Below are 20,878 nucleotides of genomic sequence, written 5' to 3' on the forward strand. Positions count from 1 at the left end.
GACTACGCCTTTAACGGGGCTGGCAAATATAGACTAAAGCTGGCGGAAAATTACGCACCACGCGTATCTTTTTCCAAGTGAAATAGCGGGATAATAAAGGCTCGGAAAGATGGCTATATTGGAATAAGACCAAAACGCCCTTGTTTGCCCGTAAACGCTGCTGGGCCTGCTGTAATATCCTGATACTTATCTTGGTCGGGATTGATAACAGTGGCAGACAGCAAAACACCACATCGTAATCTTGATCCAATTGTTCGGCGGATCGGAAAGCGACCTGCAATCGAGAGTCATTAATCTGATGCAGAGAATGCACAAAATGAGGCTGGATTTCGTAAGCCTGCAAGCGCGAGCTTTCTGACATGTGCGACAAAATACGCTTGGTGAGCACCCCATCAGCCGCCCCTAGCTCAGCGATATTAAGGCTTTTTTTCCAATCTACCTGGTTCAGCATCGCCTGACATAACCAAGGCGAAGAAGGTGCCAATGTCCCCACCGTGCGGGGTGAAGCAATAAAACGCTGTAAGTATGAAAACTGACTTTTAAAATTACGCCGGACAGTGTTTAGCATGGCCACTCCTCGGAAACCCGGATGGACTACAATAACACCTTATTTTCCTTAAGTTCTCATTAAGATTGCTCTAATAGTTAACTATTTTCTGCATATTTTTAGAAGAAATTTGTCTTTATGAATACCCGCAGCGCTGAAACAATCAAGCCCGATAAAACAATGAATTACCATTGTTACATCGGGCTTATAATCAATACCAATACTGTATCTAACTATTTCATTAATTTTCACTTATGGTGAAAGATTAACGGTAAATCTCAGCGCTGGCACTGTAATTACTCGAGTCACCTGGGTTACTAATACCAATGACTCGGTAGTGGCTCGCGCCATCTGCATCCGCTTTCGCATTCAGGGCCGACTCCACATCCGTCGGTGAACCACTGATATTAGAAAGAGAAATAACCCCCATGCTTTGCAATTTAGTCGCTTGTGCTGGGCTAACTTCTTGTGCAGCCATAGTGGCGAATGAGGCGGTAGCAATAAGTGCAGCGGCGATGATAGGTAATAGTTTCATAATATGCTCCAACTAACGGGTGATATATAATGTCTTTGTGAGGTTAATTATGAGCGAACCAATGCAAGGGGACGTAATGCTATGTAAAGAACATCAATCATTGTGAGGAGAATAAGGAGGAAATAAATTAATCTATGTCGCACGAGAAAAATAAAGAGGAATACCCCAAGGTGGGCGTCGATATAATATACCGCCGCCCAATTTTTGATATATTTAGCTACATTTTGCAACAATCATCATAATATCGCTGGTAAATGAACCATCTGCTTGAATCTCATAATGGTTAATTACGCTATCAGAGGCTAGTTTTTGTAACTCGCTGATTGCAGTAGAAAAATGTGCTGGTGTGCGCATTCTGGCAATCCAACTGCTGAACTCCAAATATAACCGATCGGAAGTCACTTCATTAATGGTCAGTCCGGCCTCGGTAAACAGTGCCAGCCATTCTCCCGGCGCATAATTACGGACATGCGAGGTATCGCGTAACACCTCCACCGTTTGTAGATAAATATCTAACACTGGATGACCGGGGGAAACTACGTCCATAAAAATAACTTTGCCACCGGGCCGTAATACCCGCTTAACTTCGCGCAAAGCCTGGCCGACATCATGCCAATGATGGGCTGAATAGCGGCTGATGACAACATCAAAGCTCTGATCATCAAAAGACAAGGATTCAGCCAGCCCTTGTTTTACCTCAATATTGGTCAGTTTTTTATCCACCGCAGCTTGGCTGACGACAGTTAACATTTGTGCGGAGAGATCATAAGAGACCACAGATTTCACCACGGCCGCAGCGGCGAAACTGGCATGCCCGGCACCACAGCCGAGATCAAGCAGATGGGCATCACCGTGGGGTTGCAGTAGGGTCGCCAGGCGCTGTAAATCTTTACCCTGAGCATGCACTGCACTGGTCAAATAAGCATTTGCCTGATCACCAAACTGCCTTTCAACCGCATCTTTATGGCTATTTTGTGTTGTCATAACATTCCCACTGATGATTTATTTTATATATTTTACTATCTGAAAAGCGTTACTCTGTGTTTTCCGAATTAAATTTACTCGGCCTAAGACTGAATAATCACAATAGCGCGTTTCATTAGGAAAAACATCATGGTCACACTCAGAGCAATGCGCACTGACGAACTCTGCAACTATCGGAATTTATTTATTGCCGAGTATGCACAAGATTTATCATCCAACAGCAGTTATAGCGCCGAACAGGCCGTGGCTCATGCTACACACCTCTTTGATAGCTACCTACCAGACGGTGTTAATAGCTCTGGCGATCATTTGTTTTGTCTCGATAATAAAAGTGACACTGAACTCGATGAACAACTGGTGGGCTATTTGTGGTTTGGTTTGGGGGTAAATGATAGCGCAGCCTTTATTAAAGATTTCTATGTGCTGCCACAGTATCAACGCCAAGGTTATGGCTCGGCCTGTTTACAGGAATTGGAAAAACTGCTGGTTGCCCAAGGTATATTTGAAATAAAACTGCGTGTCGCGGCAGATAACCCACAGGCGAAAAGATTATATGAGCAAATGGCATTTGTAGTGACGGGATTTAATATGTCTAAATCGCTGAAATAGGATGAACAATTCATCAGGCATTGCGCCTGCTGTTCTCTGACCAATCAGTCTATACCCTAAAAATTACACCATTTTGTCATTGCCCATCTGTTGCAGTTGATCCTTGTAAGATTTTACTTTCTGGCGTTTTTTCATCCAGATTGAGAATGACACCACAAAAATCCCACCCGCTAAGGTTAACACACCCAATTCATGCTGATAAAACAGCATAATAATGAAATAGATAGCAGAGATAATTGCTACCCATTTAGCCGAATGACCAATCGAGCTTTTTTCATCAGTCAAACGGCGGATACTCTCTTCTTCGCTGATCCCCATACTTAATCCTCCTTATTATTCTACTTATAATATTGGGGCAATCGCATGATAATTCAACATATTTTTTAGTTTTTATTTTGTTAAGTTGAGATAGCGCTGATTGACTCGTTGGCTGAATCAGTCGTGTCTATCTCGACTCAGTGAATAACCGCTACAAAACGATAATCAGTTCGTATTCCCCCCCATCCAACGCGACCCGCAATCCATCGAGCTGATAGGAGATAGGAGAACCATTCAATGTCGCTGAACTGATCCCTTGGCAGCGCTGCGCCGGACTTTCAACACGGATAGCATAGCGCGTATTCGCAAGATTGATGGTCGCCTCGAACCCCGGCCAACTAGCTGGAATACAAGGATTAATCACCAATTCTTGCCCTTCGCGTCGGATACCCAAAATGCCCTCAATACCCGCACGATGCATCCAACCCGCTGAGCCAGTATACCACGTCCAACCACCACGCCCGACATGCGGCGCGACAGAATAGACATCAGCGGCCACCACATAAGGCTCTACTTTATAACGTGCAATCCTCTCTGGAGTATCTCCATGATTTATAGGATTAAGTAAGGCAAACAAATCACGCGCTTTATCCCCTTTTCCCAACTCGGCAAAAGCAAGAATCACCCACATTACAGCATGGCTATATTGCCCGCCATTTTCACGCAATCCTGGCGGATAACCTTTGATATAGCCGGGGTCATCCGGCGTTTTATCGAAAGGAGGAGTGAACAACAACGCCATCCCATCATCTGGGCGAATGAGATGCTGCTCCAGCGAGGCCATCGCCTGCACCGCCCGCTGGGGATCCGCCGCTCCAGATAACACCGCCCATGATTGAGCGATAGAATCTATGCGACACTCTTCGCACTCTTTGGAACCCAACCAACTGCCGTTATCAAAAGTGGCACGCCGATACCAATCGCCGTCCCATGCTTCCCGTTCCAATGCCGCAATTAAGCCGGTGAGATGGTGCTGCCACTGGCTGGCCCGCAGCGGATCACGCTCTTGCGCCAACGGAATAAACATTTTCAGTGTCGCCACCAGCAGCCAACCGAGCCAAACACTTTCGCCTTTTCCCTCTTCACCAACCCGGTTCATCCCATCATTCCAGTCGCCGGTTCCCATCAATGGCAAACCCAGCTCACCAGTCAGTTCAATGCATTGATCCAGCCCTTTAGCGCAGTGTTCAAACAGAGAGGCAGTTTCTTGCGCCACTAATGGCTGGAAGAAAGCATCGTGTTCGCCCGGATGCAATATCGGCCCTTCGAGGAAAGGCACGATTTCATCTAATACCGCAGCATCACCGCTGGCAAGTATATAAGTGGCGGTCGCATAAGAGAGCCAAACCCGATCATCAGAGATTCGGGTGCGCACCCCCTGCCCTGAATGCGGCAGCCACCAATGCTGAACATCGCCCTCAATGAATTGCCGCCCGGCAGCCCGTAGCAGATGGTGGCGAGTTGTCTCCGGCAGAGCAAAGGTGAGCGCCATGCCATCTTGTAGCTGATCACGGAAGCCATAAGCGCCACTGGCCTGATAAAACGCCGACCTTGCCCAAACTCGGCAGGCCAATGTTTGATACAGCAGCCAACCATTGAGCATGATATCCATTTGCCTGTCCGGCGTTTTCACCTGAACCGCTTCCAATACCGTGCGCCAGTAATCCGTGACTTCCGTCAGCACCGCATCCAGATTTGCGGCGCGGTAGCGCGTAATCAATGTCTGTGCATCGCTCACTGAGTCGCACTGGCCGATAAACCAAACCACTTCAACCTGCTCACCGGCGGCCAGTTCAAGTGTCTGCTGTAGCGCACTGCATGGGTCGAACCCCGCGCCTGTCGCACCTGATAGCGGTATTTTTGCCAACAATGAAAGCGGCGCGGCGCTATTGCCATAATGGCCGAGGAACTCGCTGCGGTCAGCCGTCCAGCTATTTTGCTGACCATTAAGGTCAGCAAAAGAAACTCTGCCGGGGAATGCGGTGCTCCATGGATTACGCGCCAACATCGCGCCGGTCGATTCATCCATCTCGGTGATGATAAATGGCCCGGAGGCACCGCGCGACGTCGCTAATACCCACTCGGCGTAAGCCGTGACTGAGATACGCCGTGGTTTATCCGACATATTATGCAATGTCAGCCGAGATATCTTGATGGGGTCTGCCAGCGGCACATATTGCAGCAGCGCCATACCAATGCCATTGGCCTGATGCTCAAACCGGCTGTAGCCATGGCCATGGCGAGCAATGTAAGTGCCGCCATCACGGATGGGCTGCGCCGTCGGACTCCACACTAGGCCGGAATCTTCATCACGCAAATACAGGCATTCACCGGACGAATCGATGACCGGATCATTCAGCCACGGCGTTATCTGGTTTTCCCGGCTATTTTCGGCCCAGGTATAGCCACTGCCGGTAGCGGAAACTTGGAAGCCAAAGGTTTGATTTGAAATAACATTGATCCAAGGCGCTGGGGTATTTTCCCCATCATTGAGGTAAGTGACATATTCCCGCCCCTGTTGGCCAAAACCGCCCAGCCCATTGAAAAACTCCAGATTGTCTGGCTGCGGTAATAATGTTTTCGCTAACGGCAATGAAGAATTTGCTGGCGAATTGGCCGATTTAATCAGAGAGAAACCTGTTTTTTTATCTTTTTCAATCAATCGGTTATCAGATAAGGATGTTTTTTTGTCTGATACGAATAGCTTTTTATCTGATGCAAATCGCTTTTTATTGGACGGAAGCACTTTTTTATCGAGAGCGAACAATAGATGATTCAGTTGATTGCCCAAGGTGCCATAACGAGCGGACAGCACCACTCGCGCAACCGAATATAATAACGCGCGCGTTTCTGCACTCATCAAATCAGCCCGCAAAGCATATGCCGACCCCTGGCGCAGTTCATCACCAAAACGAGGGCGCGATTGGCTGCTGCGCACCGCGGTTTCAATCGCAATTTGCAAATCCTGCACATAAGAAGAGGCCCGCTCATTGATGATAACTAAATCAACAGCCAAGCGTTTCATGCGCCAGTATTCGTGCGCGCGCAGTAATTGCCGCACTTGCTCAATGTCCTCAATGTCTTCAATACGCAGCAAAACGATGGGTAAATCGCCGGAGATTGATTGCGCCCATAACATTGACTGGGCCCCCGCCCCGCGCATGATAGTCGTGGACGGCGAGCGGAAACGAGCATCGGCATACAGAATCGGCGCAGCCAATTGCTGAAAATCGGCCGCTTCTTCCGCTTTGATGTCCAGATGGCGCAATTGTACCTGAGCCTGAGTCCAGGCCAGTGTTTTCGCCCGGTCATAGGCGCTGCGGTCACGGTGTCGATCCACACTGTCCAGCAGCGCTTCTTTCGATGATGCAATTAATGTCCAGAAGGAGACGGTGACAGTCTTACCGGCGGGAACCAATAAGCTTTGGCGCAATGAGAATATCGGGTCAAGCACCGTCCCCAGGGTATTCGACAGTGACTCCCCCACTTGTATCGCTGTTGAGGTCGCCACCCGGTTACCGCGGCCAATAAATTTCGCGCGGTCGGTTTCATATTGCAATACTGACACTGGCAAACCATCGGCTACCATGAAATGTGCCGCCCAGACCTGAGGTTCCTGCGCCGTGCGAGGCCGCCGCGTCGCAATTAATGCCCCCAGCTCCGGTAAGAATTCAGTGACCACAAACATTTTGGCGAATGCCGGATGGGCATTGTCGGCTGCCGCCGCAGTGAGCACCATTTCAGCATAAGAAGTCAGTTCAATCTCCCGCGCACGGCGGCCCGTGTTCAGCAATGAAACTCGGCGAACTTCACCATCGTCTTCACTGGAGATCAGCACATTCATGGTGCTGGTGAGTGTGCCGTCGCGGCAGATAAACTCAGCATGATCTTCACCAAAGATGACCTCGCGATGCGCATTATCACTGGCGGCTAATTGCGCCCCTGCCGACCAACTGCGGCCACTGCGCAAATCACGCAGGAAAATAAAGGAACCGTAATCATCACAGGTGGCATCCTCCCGCCAGCGGGTGACCGCGACATCCAACCAACGGCTATAGCCAGCACCGGCGGTGGTCAACATCACGGCATAACGGCCATTGGATAACAAATGAGTAATAGGCGGCCCGATAACGGGTGCCCCTATAACAGATGAATGAAAGCGGCGCATGGTGGGCAACGCGTTATCTGCCACGGCGGAAAGCAAGACTTCCTCGGTACGCGGGTAAGCAATGGCCACATTGCGCGGCATACGTTCTTGAAGCAATAATTCACAAGCTTGAATCATCGGCTCACGATGGAAGCGGTTGCGCATCCGCCCCTGCTGGACAGTATTGGCGATAGCCACAATGGTCATCCCCTGATGGTGCGCCATATAGTTGCGGACAATCGCCACCGGCTGATTTTCCGGCAATCGGGAGCGCGTAAAATCGAGTGCTTCATAAAAACCATAGCGCCCCAGCGCCCCCATCTTGGCCAGCCGCTCATAATTTTGCAGTGCGCCATGGGGGTCAATCATGGTTGCCAAGCCGGTCGCATAAGGCGCGATGACGGTGTTTTCTGATAAGCCGCGTTTTAGCCCCAACCCCGGTACGCCAAAGTTAGAATATTGATAGGTAAACTCGATATCGCGCGCATTGTATGCCGACTCAGAGATCCCCCATGGAATATTCAAACTGCGCCCATAAGCCTGTTGCCGCTCCACCACTAACTGATTGGTTTGATCCAATAAACTCCCCGCCGGCGCTCGCATCACCAATGATGGCATCAAATACTCGAACATCGAACCAGACCATGAAATCAGCGCGGCCCCTTTGCCGATGGGGGTTGCCGCTCGCCCTAAACGGAACCAATGCCGGGTAGGCACATCGCCTTTGGCGATAGCAAACAAGCTGGCGAGCCGAGCTTCAGATGCCAGCAAATCGTAGCAACTTGGATCAAGGCTGTTATCCACCAGCGAGTAGCCGATAGACAGTAATTTGCGTTCAGGATCAAGCAGGAAAGCAAAGTCCATCGCCAACGCCATATGACGGGCTTCGGCCGCTAACTTTAGCAACCGGTCAGCGACCTGTTCCTGCATCTCTTGGGTCAATCGCTGGTCATATTCATGTTCAGCGGCGGCCACAATCAGTGTTTCAATCCAATAACTTAAATCAATAAATGCATTGTCATCGATTGGACGAGCAACGCCATGCACCATCGCGGAGGCTTTCGCCAACAAAGGTTTCAATGTCAGCGGCAGCATTTCCGCTTCACCAACATGTTTTAAATCCATGCGGATTTGCGCCAGAATCGCCCAGAGTTTGCGTTTAAAATCATCATCTCCCGGCGGTAACTCTCTGAATGCGGCTTTCGCTAATAACAGATTATCCATCAACCCCTTAGCACCGTTAGCTGCTAGCGGTTCTGCCGCCCACTCTTCACAAGTATTGGCCAATACAATCAAATGCCCAGCCAGATTCCCACTGTCGACGGAAGAAACATAAGCCGGTTCCAGCACCCGCAAATCCTGGGTGTCATACCAGTTAAAGAAATGCCCACGGAAAAGAGCCAATTTATGAAATGTGTCAAAGGTGGTTTCCAGCCGCACCAACGTGCGGTACGTCCCTGCCCAACCAAAATCACGCGCCACCAGGGTCGAGAGCAAATACAGGCCCATGTTAGTCGGCGATGTTCGGTGTGCCACCACCGGTTTTGGATCCTCCTGAAAGTTATCAGGCGGCAGCATATTTTCGTCGGGTGTGACAAAGGTTTCAAAGAAACGCCAGGTGCGGCGGGCGGTTAAACGCAACTCAAGAATATCGTCCGCGGTTATCGGGTTATGCTGCACCACCTGATAGGTGCGGCTGGCCCACAATGCAATCGCGGGTGCAAACAACCAAAGTACCGCAAAGGGCAAAATCAACGGCCAAGCATTTGGGGAGGAAATGAATGCAATGACGGACATCACCATACCGAATAATGCACCACCAGCCATATGCCGATAAAAACCGGATAAACCGGGGCGCGGCTGCCCTGCGGATTGGGCCGCCGTCATCCATTCCAATAAGTTTCGATGAGTAATAAACAAGCGAATCAGTGTTCGACCAATAGCATCCGCCATTTGCCAGGCATGGTCGGCCAAAAAGACCAGCGAAAGGAATGTTTGGCTAGCGGCGCGTTTGGTATCGTCGAATAAAGAGCGAAAATGGTTACTAAGCCGAGTATTTGGGGCCGGCCACAAGGAGCATAAAATCGGCAAAAAAGCGGGTAAAGCGGTCAATACGATGACCAACAGCACGCCGACCCACGCCGCGGGCATCGGTAGCATCCAACTGATCCCCAGCAACAGCAATGTGAAGGGCGCAACCAGCGAACGCCGCAGGTTATCAACCATTTTCCAGCGGCCCAACAGCGGAACACTTTTGCTGTCGGGGCTATGTTTGGTATTAGCGGGTGTGGTATTAGCGGATTTGATAATAGATGACTTGATAATCCATGGCAGTAATTGCCAATCGCCCCGCGTCCAGCGATGTTGGCGTTTGCTGACCACGTCATAGCGTGCCGGAGATTCCTCAACCACTTCAATATCCGAGGCTAAGCCCGCCCGGGCAAAAATCCCCTCAAACAAGTCATGACTGAGCAAAGTATTATCCGGCACCCGGCCCAGCAATGACGCTTCAAATGCATCAACATCATAAATACCTTTGCCGGTGTAAGAGCCTTCACCAAAGATATCCTGATAAACATCTGAAACCGCGGCGGCATAAGGATCCATCCCCCCCGGGCCGGAAAAAACCCATTGATACAATGAGCTACCCTTACCCATCGGCAATGCCAATGTCACTCGAGGCTGGAGAATACCGTAGCCATCAACCACCCGTTGTTGATCAGCACTAAAACGCGGCCGATTCAGCGGATGTGCCATTTTGCCAATCAAACGCAGTGCCGCATCGCGAGGAAGGCGGGTATCGGCATCCAGCGTAATGACATAGCGCACATCCGCGGGCACCTGTGGCTCACCGGCGGCGGTAGCAATAAATGAAGTATCTGTTGCTCCGCGTAACAGGCGGTTAAGCTCATGCAACTTACCCCGCTTGCGCTCCCAGCCCATCCAGCGATTTTCGCTTTCATTAAATATTCGCTGCCGGTAGAGCAGCAGGAAACGCGGGCCAGCCGGGCCGGGGCCATATTGTTGATTAAGCCGGGCTATGGCTTCATCAGCCAAGGCCAACAGTGGGCCGTCACTGGCCACCACTTGGGTGTCTGCATCAGCCCCATCCAGCAATAGGGCAAAAGTCAGAGAGCTGGTGGTGCCCGACAAATGATGAACTTCTAGTTGGTCAATTTGCTCCAGTAAATCTGCCTTACTGGTCAGCAATGTCGGCACCACCACCAAGGTACGCAACTCATCGGGTACGCCGTTGGTCAATTCCAACCCCGGCAAAATAGTGGCACCGAAGCTCCAGGTAATAACGCGATTTATCAGCACAGTCGCCACTTCAGTGGCCGGAATAAAGCCAACGAAGGCCAATAACACCAGCCATCCGGTAGCCAAACCGGGGAAAGAGAGCGCCCACAGCGCCAATGCCAGTAATCCAGCCGTGACCAGTAAAATCGCCCCCATATAGCCGCCAACCCCGAGGCGGATGCTCAAGCGGCTAAACCACAATCGTATTGATGGGCTGAATCTGACCTGCTCTTCCAATTCACGCCGCCCAGCACTAATCAAGTGATAACCGGGATCGCGGCAGCGGTCGACGTTTTCAGGTTCTGCCGTAGCGGCGGCATTCTGCGCTGCTTGCAAAGCAAGGCGGGCAATCTCCAGTTCAGTGAAAGTCGAACCACGGCATAATTGTTCGATAGCACTGCGGTACAGATTGCGGGTTTGAAAATCCATGCTAGCAAAGGCGCTTCCCTGCCGTAAGCATTCGTCTACCAGACTGACACTCTCAAACAAATCAGCCCAATCAATATCCGAAATCAGCCGCATACTGGTTATCACATTTCGGACTGAAACGTTGGAAGCCCCTTGCCGTAATTGGGCATTCTGCACCACCTCACTGACCGTTACGCCTTGTAATTTCAGGCGATCCTCCAGCCATCCTAACGCGGGGGTGGTACGCGGATCTTGGTCTCTAAGCCGTTTTGCCAACTGAGATGCAAATTGCTCAGATAAAGGCTCCGTGGAGCGCATTGCAATATCGGACTCCAGCGCTAATCGGCTGTCTCCTGTTTTTAATAGCTTATTTGCCAGCACCTCAGCATCTGCACGCGCTTTACGCCCTTGTGTTATTTGATCGGCAAGGCGACGTAAGTTCTCTATCAGCACGATACGCAAAGTGATCGCGACCGCCCATAACTCACCGATGGTCAGCGGTTGAACACGCTGATACGCCATAATAAAACGACATAAAGCATCGGGATCCAAGTGACTGTCAGTGTGCGCCACAAATGCCCAGGTAATCCCCAAAACACGCGGATAACCGGCAAAGGGCCCATCGGCTAATTTCGGCAATTGACGGTAATAACCCGGCGGCAAATCATCGCGAATCTCGCGGATCTGTTCTTCGACCAGATGATAATTATCCAGCAACCACTCTGCCGCAGGGACGACTGTGCGGCCCTTTTCCAACTCTGCGGCACTGGCCCGATACGCCGCCAACAAGGTATTGGCGTTATCATCCAGACGGGCATGCAAAGTAGATACCCGTGGCGGGTGGGTAGTTATCGACTGAGCTTTGGCGAGGCTTTCAGCATGCTGCTCCAGCCTCTCCACACTGAATAATTCTTCCCTAACCGGGGCAAAATCATGCCAAGGAGTGACTGTTGTTCGTGATCCCCACATGGGGCGCTGTCCAAGAATAGTCTTAAGAAATAATTTCATAGGTACCTTCTGGTCCGGTGCTCATGCAATCTTATGGCGATCTACATAACAAAAAATCGGGGATAGCTGGATAAAAGCCTATCCAAACGAATTGCTCAGGTGAGCCGCCTGAGCGGTGCGAGCCGCGTGATATTGAGCAGGAAACGCCACTGCAGTAGAATGCTGTCAAAAATGCTGAGTGAAGATGGAAAACAAAAGGCTGACACGTAAAAATGTTCAGTCAAAAAAGAGGTAGGTAAAGACTGACAATACGCATGAAGATGCAAGAGCAATAAAACTGAAAAGTATTAATTATAGCCCAAAGAAAAAAACAGGGATGCGGGCATGAAATGAGGAAGAAAAAACAAACAGTTATAAACATAACCAGAAAGGAAATTGAAATACCTGCTGCCTGCCGACAATAACACAAACAGCGGGTCATCACCCATATATCCGCATACTTCAAGCTAAATTTGCGTTGACCGCTTTCCTGTAACTCAAATTATTTAGGGTATAGTTTCAAAAACTAAATTCCATCCTGAAATTTTCGGGCTTTGGCGGTTTGTTGTTTTTCCAGTTCAAAAATAGCCCGTTGCAATCCTTTTTCTTGAATTGGGCTTAAGCGAGGGAATTTAAAACTCAAGCGCTGCACGGTGAGGGTTTCACCTTTGTTATTTACCACTTGTTTATCGATAGCTCGGATAAATTGCAAATCCAATTTAAAAATACCAAAGCCACATAAATCAACTGACACATCACGCAAAATGCCGCACCCTTGAACCGGGAACTCGCTACCTTTAGCGGCATAAACCCCCATTCCTCCCAAAGAAACATCCGCTAATGTGTAAGAGAATTTACTGCCGTCGGCGAATTTCCCTGCACAATAATAAGCAGGCCATTGAGGAATACTTACCCGGAAATATTCCCGACGTTGAATAAAGTAAAGGCTTTCAGGAATGAAAGTGCTGAAAGCGGGTAAAGATAAATACGTTATTTCTTTCAGTGGATTGCAGGTAAATTCAATTTTAGCACCGGTAGGCTCTGCAATAATTTTCAGTTGGCTAGCAGCCAGTGCTGCGATGTTCTCATGACTGACACTGCCAAAATCAAAAATAAATTGATCCGAGTCAGGAAGCACATCCAGAATGCGGCTAATGAATTGCCCACGGGCATGAGTGACCATCACTGCGGTATCGTTCTTCTTTAGATCACGAAGAATTGCACAGATTGCTAATTTATTGGTTTTTACAAAGTTCTCTTTAGACGTTTCGCTCACCTGCCATTCCCCATCTTTAATTTATTGCTCTGGCTAACTAGATTATGATTAAAAGCATATAAATATCAGACATTAGTATCGGCAGATTGCGGAAATACTTTAATGAGTATTTTATAAAACGTGAATCCCTGGTGTTGGTCTCACGCGGATTTGGCACACCGTTACAATCCCAATAGACCATAACGGTGTTTAGTCATGGCTAGTTCAGCGTCCAATAGGATTTATTAGCTTCAATTAAATCATCTAAAATCAGCTTCGCCACTTTGGCACTTGGAATAGTTTTAGACAATGTCAGTGCTTGCCACAATTTTTGGTAGGACTTTTCAATCCAAGCATCTACCACTAATTTTTCTACTGCATGCTGTTGATATAACAGGCCACGCTGGAAAGTCGGAATATCGCCAATAGCTAATGGCTCAACCCCTTCCGCACCTACCAGACAAGGTACCTCAACCATCGCATCATGATCAAAATTACTGATGATACCTTTATTAGGCACAATCAATAACATGCGGCGCTTGGTATTAAATGCAATAGCCTGTGCTAAATCAACGATATAAGACGCATGTTCATCAATTTTAAGTTGAGTATTTTCCGCACTGCCTTCAGCAATAATTTTACGGCATTCATCAAACACAAACTTTTCTCGGCCTTCCATCACTTCATTTGCGCGGGAATAGTCTGGTGAGGTATGTGCTACCATATCGTCGCCGTACAGATAATATTGCAAATAGGTGTTTGGGAAGCTGCCAGGGTCTAATGCAAAACTATCGCGAGCTTTAGCAAAAGTTTCATTCCAACTTATTTCTTCTTTACCCTCGCCTTGCTCATCAGCATAACCATATTGGCGTACGTGTTCAGCCAATTTTGGCATTAAATCTTCGCCGGTAGCTTTATCACGCACAGAACTCCACCAGCCAAAATGATTGAGCCCGTAATAACGAGTTTCTAAATCTTCCGCGGAAGAATAATGCAATATTTTAGCCATTGCCTCTTCAATACTGATAGGCATATCGCAAATATGATAAATACGGGCAGTAGGACGTAAGCGACGAGTGGCCTCGGCAACAATAGCGGCCGGATTAGAGTAATTAAGCATCCAGGCATTCGGGGAATATTCTGTCATATAATCAAGAATTTCCAGCACTCCACTAATAGAGCGCATACCATAGGCAATTCCCCCCGCACCACAGGTTTCTTGCCCAACACAGCCGTATTTCATTGGGATTTTTTCGTCTTTTTCACGCATCGGAAGTTTGCCCTGCCGAATATGTGCCATCACGAAATCAACCCCGCTAAAAGCAGCTTGAGGATCGGTGGTGTAGGAGAACTTTATTCCGCTGGATTGTTCACGCAAAATAATCTCACAAGCTTTGGCGATAACTTCTTGGCGAGGGCCATCATCGTCATACAGTTTTATTTCCGAAATAGGGAAACGGTGTAAATTATCCAACAGCATAAGAATAATGCCATGGGTATAGGTTGAACCACCACCAGCAATCAAAATGGATGATTTTTTCATCTAAAAACTCCTTAATTCATCAACTCTGCAAATTGTTCATAAATATGCGTTACATTGTTGCCAACAATTACCTGTACATCATTACCATTTTTATAAACCTCAATCGCGGAATAGGCTTTGAATGCTGTACTTGGTTGAACACGACTCATGTCTTTTACAACTAATCTTAAACGGGTAAAGCAGTGGGTATAGCTGGCAATATTGTCTTTCCCACCTGCAGCTTCTAAATAAGCACTGGCGCGCTGTTGGAACTCATCACCCTGACTTTCGCCTTTCTGCTTGTAATCTTGTTTTGAATAAAGCTTGAGATCACTGTCTTCACGGCCCAATGTTTTGAAATTAAATTTGAGAATCAAAACACGGAATATCAGGAAGTAGACGCCACTGAAAATAACACCAACAATAATTTGAGTTATCATGACATTGGCATGGTGACTGAACATCGGTATCCAGTTTTGTGTCGCCCACTCGAGTATTCCAGAACCAAAGTTCCCCACGACACCTAAGCTATACATCACGACGGTCATGGTGGCTGAAAGCATGGCATGCACCACAAATAGCGCCGGAGCAATAAACAGGAAGGTAAAGTCCAGCGGTTCAGTAATACCAATAAACATGCTGGTAATTGTTGCCGGAATTAGCAAGCCCGCAACTTTGGCTTTATTTTCCGGCTTTGCCGTGCTGTATATCGCCAACGCCATTCCTAAACCACCAAATACCGCACCATTACCCTGCATAGCAAAACCACCTGCTGGGAACAGCTGTTTTAAAGGTTCAGTAGATTGGCTGAATTCTTGTAAATGCGTGAGCCAATACAGGGTAGTACCACCGGGCACAGCAACATCCGTATATTGGAAAGGGCTATAAACAAAGTGATGAAGACCAGTAGGTAGTAAAATTTTTTCCAGGAAGATATAACACCAGATACCAAAGTTACCGGCATGCAAAATAAAACCTTGCAATGAAATCATGCCTAACTGCACTTTTGGCCACAGCATTAATGTTATAAAAGCCAGCGGTAACATAACAATAAAACCAAGAATATTAACGAAAGCTGCGCCTTGGAAGATACTGATATAGTCAGGTAATTTGGTTGAGTAATAACGGTTATGAATCCAGGTAACCAAACTGCCACACAAAATTGCGCCAATCACACTGGTATCCAGTGTTTTAATACCGCCAATCATCGCCAGACCGCTGGTGCCACCTGTTTCTTGTGCAAAATTAACACCCCAATGTGCGCCCCAAACTTCACACATTGCCCCGAGAAAAGCATTGAAGGTCAGATAGGTAATTAAAGAAACCAAACAGGCTGACGCTGGCGCTTTATTTGCTAATTTAATAGGTAAGCCAACAGCGAATAACAATCCCATATTGTTAAATACAGTCCAGCCACCGGATTCAATGATTTTTAATAATTGGAAAAATAAACCATCTGGACTGGCAAAGGTTGGATTTTGCAGCACCAAAGATAGCCCGACTATCATCCCAGCAAAAGGAAAGAGTAGCACCGCACCGAGCATTGCCCCGCCAAACCGATTAAACGAACTTAACATGACAGCGTCCCTCTTGAGTGTGAACAGTCATCACTCTATGGAATAGGAAGGTTATGATTTGGCGATTGATAAAAATATGTGACCAATATTGCATTAAATCGTTAGTCGCACTTGTATATTATTTTCTTAAAAGTTAGACGTTTTAACTTTTTTTCATACCGATTGAGTTTTACTGATTAATTATTAGTATGTTATGAAAATACTTGTGATGAACATCTCCATCCAAATAGGTATAAAAATGGTATATAAAAATCTAGTTACCAATATTCGAAAGTTAATAAATCATCAAGATGTTTCTGTGGGTGATTGCTTACCCTCTGAAATTAAGTTAGCTGAACGTTTTTCTGTATCACGAATGACTGTCAGAAAAGCATTGGATGTTTTAATTCAGGATGGTTTATTAGAGCGCCAGCAGGGTCGAGGCACTTTTATTATCGGGAAAGATCTTAAACACGACAATAATCATCTGAACAGTTTTACTGAACATATGAAAATGCTTGGCAAGACACCTCACACAGAAGTGTCTGAATTCAAAATCATTAGGGCTCCACAGGCTATAGCCAGTCAGTTAAATATCCAACAAGATGACAAAACCTATTATATCAAGAGATTACGCTATGCGGATAAACAGATTATTCAAATAGAAGAAAGTTATCTACCTGTCATTCTGATGCCGGATTTAACCTACCATCATCTTGAATCGTCAAAATATGACTTTATTGAAAAACAGGCTAATTATCAGATTGAGGGTTGCCGACAAACATTCTTACCCATTGTTGCCAACCAGGAGTTCGCTCTACAACTCCATTGCGACCCACGAACCCTATTAATGCAATTATTGGCCGTGTCTAATACTACTGATGGGGTGATTGTGGATTTTTCGGTGATTACCTTTAATCCGGCTGATTATAAAATCAGTTATTACCTCAAGCGCCATACGTTAGATTAAATATAAAGTAAGTGCACTAACCCATAGATTGGTAGATTAATGCACTCAGTGTTATATTGACCTAATGATATTGCTTATCATCCTACCCCGGCAATAAGCTCCCCAGACCAATAAACAAACCGGCAATAGTGGCACTCATCAAGTTAGATAATGTAGCCGCTAATAATGCACGGAATCCTAAGCGGGCAATTTCAGAGGCTCTTTCAGGAGCAACGGCGCTAAATGCCCCCACGACCACAGCAATCGAGCCAAAGTTGGCAAAACCACACAGAGCAAAAGAAATAACAGCAATAGTTTTTACATCTAACGTCCCGATAGTTTCTTTCAGATAAGGAGAGAAACTCAGATAGGCGACAAACTCATTAATTGCTAATTTTTGGCCAATAAAACCGCCAGCCAAAGAAGCATGTTCCCACGACACCCCCATAATATAAGCCAGAGGCGAGAACACATAACCAAGCATACTTTCAAGACTAAGGTGCTCAAAACCAAATAAGCCACCGATACCGCCAATAATACCATTAATTAATGCTATCAACGCGACAAAGGCCATCACCACAGTAGCCACCCCAACTGCAATTTTCAGCCCCAGCATCGCACCATTAGCGGCGGCCTCTATAATACTGGCTGGGCGTTTATCACTGAAAGTCATTTCATTAAATTCTACTTTTGACTCCTCAGTCGCAGGGCTGATAATCCGAGCAAACAGTATCCCACCAGGGATAGCCATCAATGATGCCGCCAATAAATATTCAATTGGAACACCGAGGCCAGCATATCCAACCAACATAGAACCCGCGATGGATGCCATGCCGCTACAAATCACGGTAAACAACTCATTGCTGTTCATCTTATTAATAAAGGGTTTTACTACGGCAGGAATTTCATTCTGCCCCAGGAAAATAGTCGTTACCGCGGCAAATGATTCAACTTTGCTGATACCCAGTAATTTTTGAAAAATAGAGCCGAGAATGTTGATCAACCAGCCCATAATCCCCAAGTAATAAAGGATGGAAATTAATGATGTTATAAAAATAATGGCGGGTAATACATGGAAAGCGAAAACAAAACCTGCGCCATCAAATAACTCATTCATTTTTGGGCTAACCAAACCACCAAAAATAAATGCGCTACCGGCGTCACTATAAGAAATAACTCTATTAACTGTATTAGCGATAGAGGAAATAAACCACTTCCCGGCAGGGACATAGAGCATCACTGCACCTAACGTTATTTGTAGTAATAATGCCGCTCCCACCGTCCTTAATCTTATTTTTCTTTTATTTACCGAGAAAATATAGGCGATAAGTAATAATATGCACATCCCTGCCAAACTACGCAATAAATCCATAAATCCCCCGAAGTATCTATATAGATAGGCCCATGCTCGAAAAGGTGCCCCTCGGACAACAAATGTGTCAGGGCACCTCAAGAATATGAGCTATTATTTAGCAACTGTAATAAGGACACTATTTAAGGCGTATTACCTTTCTATACATTAAATAACATTCTGATATGAACAGGCGATTTGGGCTGCCAACTTCGCATTATTAAATACCAGCTGAATATTGGCGTTTAAACTGTCACCACCGGTTAGTTCAGCTACTCTGGCTAATAGGAATGGTGTACTTTCCTTACCGATAACGCCCTGCTCTTCTGATTCTTTAACTGCCTGCTCAATAGCAGCATTAATCATACTTTCTGATAGCGCATATTGTTCAGGAATTGGATTAGCAACAACCATTCCCCCGCGTAGCCCCATTCCCCACTTGGCATTCATTGCTGCAGCAATTTGTTCCGCTGTGTTTAAAGTAATACTGACCTCAAATGGACTGGTACGGCAAAAGAATGCAGGTAGTGAGCGAGTTTGATAACCAATAACCGGAACGCCATTGGTTTCCAGATATTCAGTTGTTAAACCTAAGTCTAAAATAGATTTAGCCCCTGCACAGACCACGGTTACATTTGTTTTCGCCAGTTCTTGTAAGTCTGCTGAAATATCAAATGTCGTTGCCGCGCCCCGGTGTACACCGCCGATACCTCCAGTTGCAAAGACTTTAATATTGGCCATTTCCGCAATAATCATGGTGGAAGCCACTGTTGTTGCACCATGTTGCCCATTAGCCACCACAAAAGGTAAATCACGGCGGCTGACTTTCATGATGCTATGACCTTCCTTCCCCAACAATTCTATTTCATCACGGGATAAACCCGCTTTCATTCGGCCATTTATTACAGCAATTGTGGCAGGGATTGCGCCATTTTCACGAATTTTCTGTTCAACAAGTAAAGCCGTTTCAACATTTTGTGGGTAAGGCATCCCATGAGAAATAATAGTGGATTCCAATGCCACGACGGCTTTATTTTGCGCCAAGGCCTGCGCAACTTCTGGTGAAATATCTAAATAAGATTGTGCCACTTCATTATTTTTCATGGTTGTAATTCCAATAGTTTTTTGACACTGCCATTCGACAGATTGGGGTTATTGGTCAGTTCAGAGGAAAGCGTTAATGCTGAACACCCTTGAGCAAAACGAATACTTTCAGCAAACTCCATATCATCGAGCCAGCAACTTGCTAACCCTGACATCATGGCATCTCCGGCACCGGTCACATTAACAATGTTGATATTCAGTGGCAGTGACCAGCCGGTCTGCCCATCAATTTCGCTGAAATAAACGCCATCTTTACCCATACTCAGTGCCAACCGTTGGACACCTTGTTGATGGAACCAATTCGCTACGGCTGGAATATCATCGCGGCTATCAATCTTCATACCACTCAATATTTCTGCTTCAAGGCGGTTAGGTTTCAATGTATGAATATGAGATAGCCAGTTCTTAATTCTGGGAGCTTTGAATGCGGATACCGTATCGACAAAGACCGGTACATTACCGGCATTGGTAAATATCCATGAGAGCGATTCTTCTGTTAAATTACAGTCAATAACGAGAATTCCAGCATGCTGAATTAATTCTTTGGTGGTAGCCAATAATGATGGCGTTAATTTTTCTAAAATACGCATATCATTAATCGCCACCAACATTTCCCCACTATTATCCAGTAGCGAAACATAAGTTGAGGTATTTTCCCCATGAAGGCTGTGGCAATTGCTGACATTAACACCGGCTCGTTTGGCCTCATCAACCAATGTAGCACCGTAAAAGTCATCACCCACCACTGAAATTAAATGACACTCTTTTCCTAATAAAGCGATATTTTCGGCAATGTTTCGACCAACCCCACCCGGAGTACATTTTATTTTTCCCGGATTAGAGTCTTCATAAATAAGTTTGCTGGCAGCATAGCCACAAACATCCATATTGACAGATCCAATCACCACCACGTAGCTGTGCTCAGATAATATATATCCCTTCCCTTTGATATAGCCCTTTTGCATCAGATTCATAATGTGACCGGCAACACCCGAGCGACTTATGCCTATAATATCGGCAATTTCTTGCTGGGGGATCAACGGATCTCGTCTCAGAAGCTGCAATATTTGTTTTTCTCGGCTGGTCATAATGGACACTTGTTTGTTTTTAAACATGTGTCTGTTTTATTATTTTGTTCGGATAGAGTAAAGCATATTTTATTAGTCTGTTTCAAAGTTGGGAGAATGATCGTAAGCACGTTTTCAAGCAGTTACAGCCACTTTTTTGTGAAGTAACTCAAGTTATTCCTATTATTAAATTAAATTTAAACAGTAATAATCTTATATGCAGAATATCCACCTAAAAA

At 46.4% G+C, this 20,878-nt stretch carries 13 protein-coding genes; 2 read left to right on the forward strand and 11 right to left on the reverse strand.

Annotated features, from left to right (window positions below):
• Positions 1-10: 10 nt before the first annotated feature.
• The 3 genes from DXZ79_RS15070 to DXZ79_RS15080 form a co-directional block, all read right to left on the reverse strand.
• A complete protein-coding gene (locus tag DXZ79_RS15070) occupies positions 11-568 on the reverse strand; it encodes a class I SAM-dependent methyltransferase (RefSeq protein WP_120011414.1) in 558 nt (185 codons plus the stop codon).
• Between the two features lie 244 nt (positions 569-812).
• The gene (locus tag DXZ79_RS15075) at positions 813-1,082 is read right to left on the reverse strand and encodes a YdgH/BhsA/McbA family protein (RefSeq protein ID WP_004392288.1); all 270 of its coding nucleotides are present in this window, start codon (positions 1,080-1,082) and stop codon (positions 813-815) included.
• Positions 1,083-1,295: 213 nt separating this feature from the next.
• On the reverse strand, positions 1,296-2,066 hold the full coding sequence (locus DXZ79_RS15080) for a class I SAM-dependent methyltransferase (RefSeq protein ID WP_038631430.1): 771 nt from the start codon (positions 2,064-2,066) through the stop codon (positions 1,296-1,298).
• Between the two features lie 129 nt (positions 2,067-2,195).
• On the opposite strand from DXZ79_RS15080, the gene DXZ79_RS15085 reads away from it, so the two are divergent.
• On the forward strand, positions 2,196-2,675 hold the full coding sequence (locus DXZ79_RS15085; RefSeq protein ID WP_050291394.1) for a GNAT family N-acetyltransferase: 480 nt from the start codon (positions 2,196-2,198) through the stop codon (positions 2,673-2,675).
• A 63-nt stretch (positions 2,676-2,738) separates the two neighbouring features.
• Here DXZ79_RS15085 and DXZ79_RS15090 read toward each other — a convergent pair whose 3' ends face one another.
• The 5 genes from DXZ79_RS15090 to DXZ79_RS15110 all read right to left on the reverse strand — a co-directional run bounded on the left by DXZ79_RS15090 (position 2,739) and on the right by DXZ79_RS15110 (position 16,189).
• Positions 2,739-2,993: a hypothetical protein gene (locus DXZ79_RS15090; RefSeq protein ID WP_038631426.1), complete on the reverse strand. Its 255-nt coding sequence runs from the start codon at positions 2,991-2,993 to the stop codon at positions 2,739-2,741.
• Positions 2,994-3,144: 151 nt separating this feature from the next.
• Positions 3,145-11,856 (reverse strand): GH36-type glycosyl hydrolase domain-containing protein, encoded by an 8,712-nt coding sequence (locus DXZ79_RS15095; protein WP_120011415.1) that lies wholly within the window; start codon positions 11,854-11,856, stop codon positions 3,145-3,147.
• Positions 11,857-12,361: 505 nt separating this feature from the next.
• Complete coding sequence (locus tag DXZ79_RS15100; protein ID WP_038631422.1) at positions 12,362-13,111, reverse strand: flagellar brake protein; 750 nt, start codon at positions 13,109-13,111, stop codon at positions 12,362-12,364.
• Positions 13,112-13,310: 199 nt separating this feature from the next.
• A complete protein-coding gene (locus tag DXZ79_RS15105) occupies positions 13,311-14,633 on the reverse strand; it encodes a 6-phospho-alpha-glucosidase (protein ID WP_038631420.1) in 1,323 nt (440 codons plus the stop codon).
• An 11-nt stretch (positions 14,634-14,644) separates the two neighbouring features.
• A complete protein-coding gene (locus DXZ79_RS15110; RefSeq protein WP_038631418.1) occupies positions 14,645-16,189 on the reverse strand; it encodes an alpha-glucoside-specific PTS transporter subunit IIBC in 1,545 nt (514 codons plus the stop codon).
• A 238-nt stretch (positions 16,190-16,427) separates the two neighbouring features.
• Between DXZ79_RS15110 and DXZ79_RS15115 the strand changes: the two genes are divergently transcribed.
• Complete coding sequence (locus DXZ79_RS15115) at positions 16,428-17,138, forward strand: GntR family transcriptional regulator (protein WP_042562463.1); 711 nt, start codon at positions 16,428-16,430, stop codon at positions 17,136-17,138.
• A gap of 82 nt (positions 17,139-17,220) precedes the next feature.
• Here DXZ79_RS15115 and DXZ79_RS15120 read toward each other — a convergent pair whose 3' ends face one another.
• From DXZ79_RS15120 to DXZ79_RS15130, 3 genes are all read right to left on the reverse strand, one after another.
• Entirely contained in the window at positions 17,221-18,489 is a 1,269-nt protein-coding gene (locus tag DXZ79_RS15120; RefSeq protein WP_038631416.1) for a NupC/NupG family nucleoside CNT transporter, read from the reverse strand.
• Positions 18,490-18,636: 147 nt separating this feature from the next.
• Positions 18,637-19,572, reverse strand: coding sequence for a pseudouridine-5'-phosphate glycosidase (locus DXZ79_RS15125; protein WP_050291396.1), 936 nt, complete (start codon positions 19,570-19,572; stop codon positions 18,637-18,639).
• On the reverse strand, positions 19,569-20,687 hold the full coding sequence (locus tag DXZ79_RS15130) for a PfkB family carbohydrate kinase (protein WP_038631412.1): 1,119 nt from the start codon (positions 20,685-20,687) through the stop codon (positions 19,569-19,571). Before DXZ79_RS15130 ends, DXZ79_RS15125 begins: the two co-directional genes overlap by 4 nt.
• Between the last annotated feature and the right edge of the window lie 191 nt (positions 20,688-20,878).

This window comes from Yersinia rochesterensis, assembly GCF_003600645.1.
In the GTDB taxonomy this organism is placed as follows: domain Bacteria; phylum Pseudomonadota; class Gammaproteobacteria; order Enterobacterales; family Enterobacteriaceae; genus Yersinia; species Yersinia rochesterensis.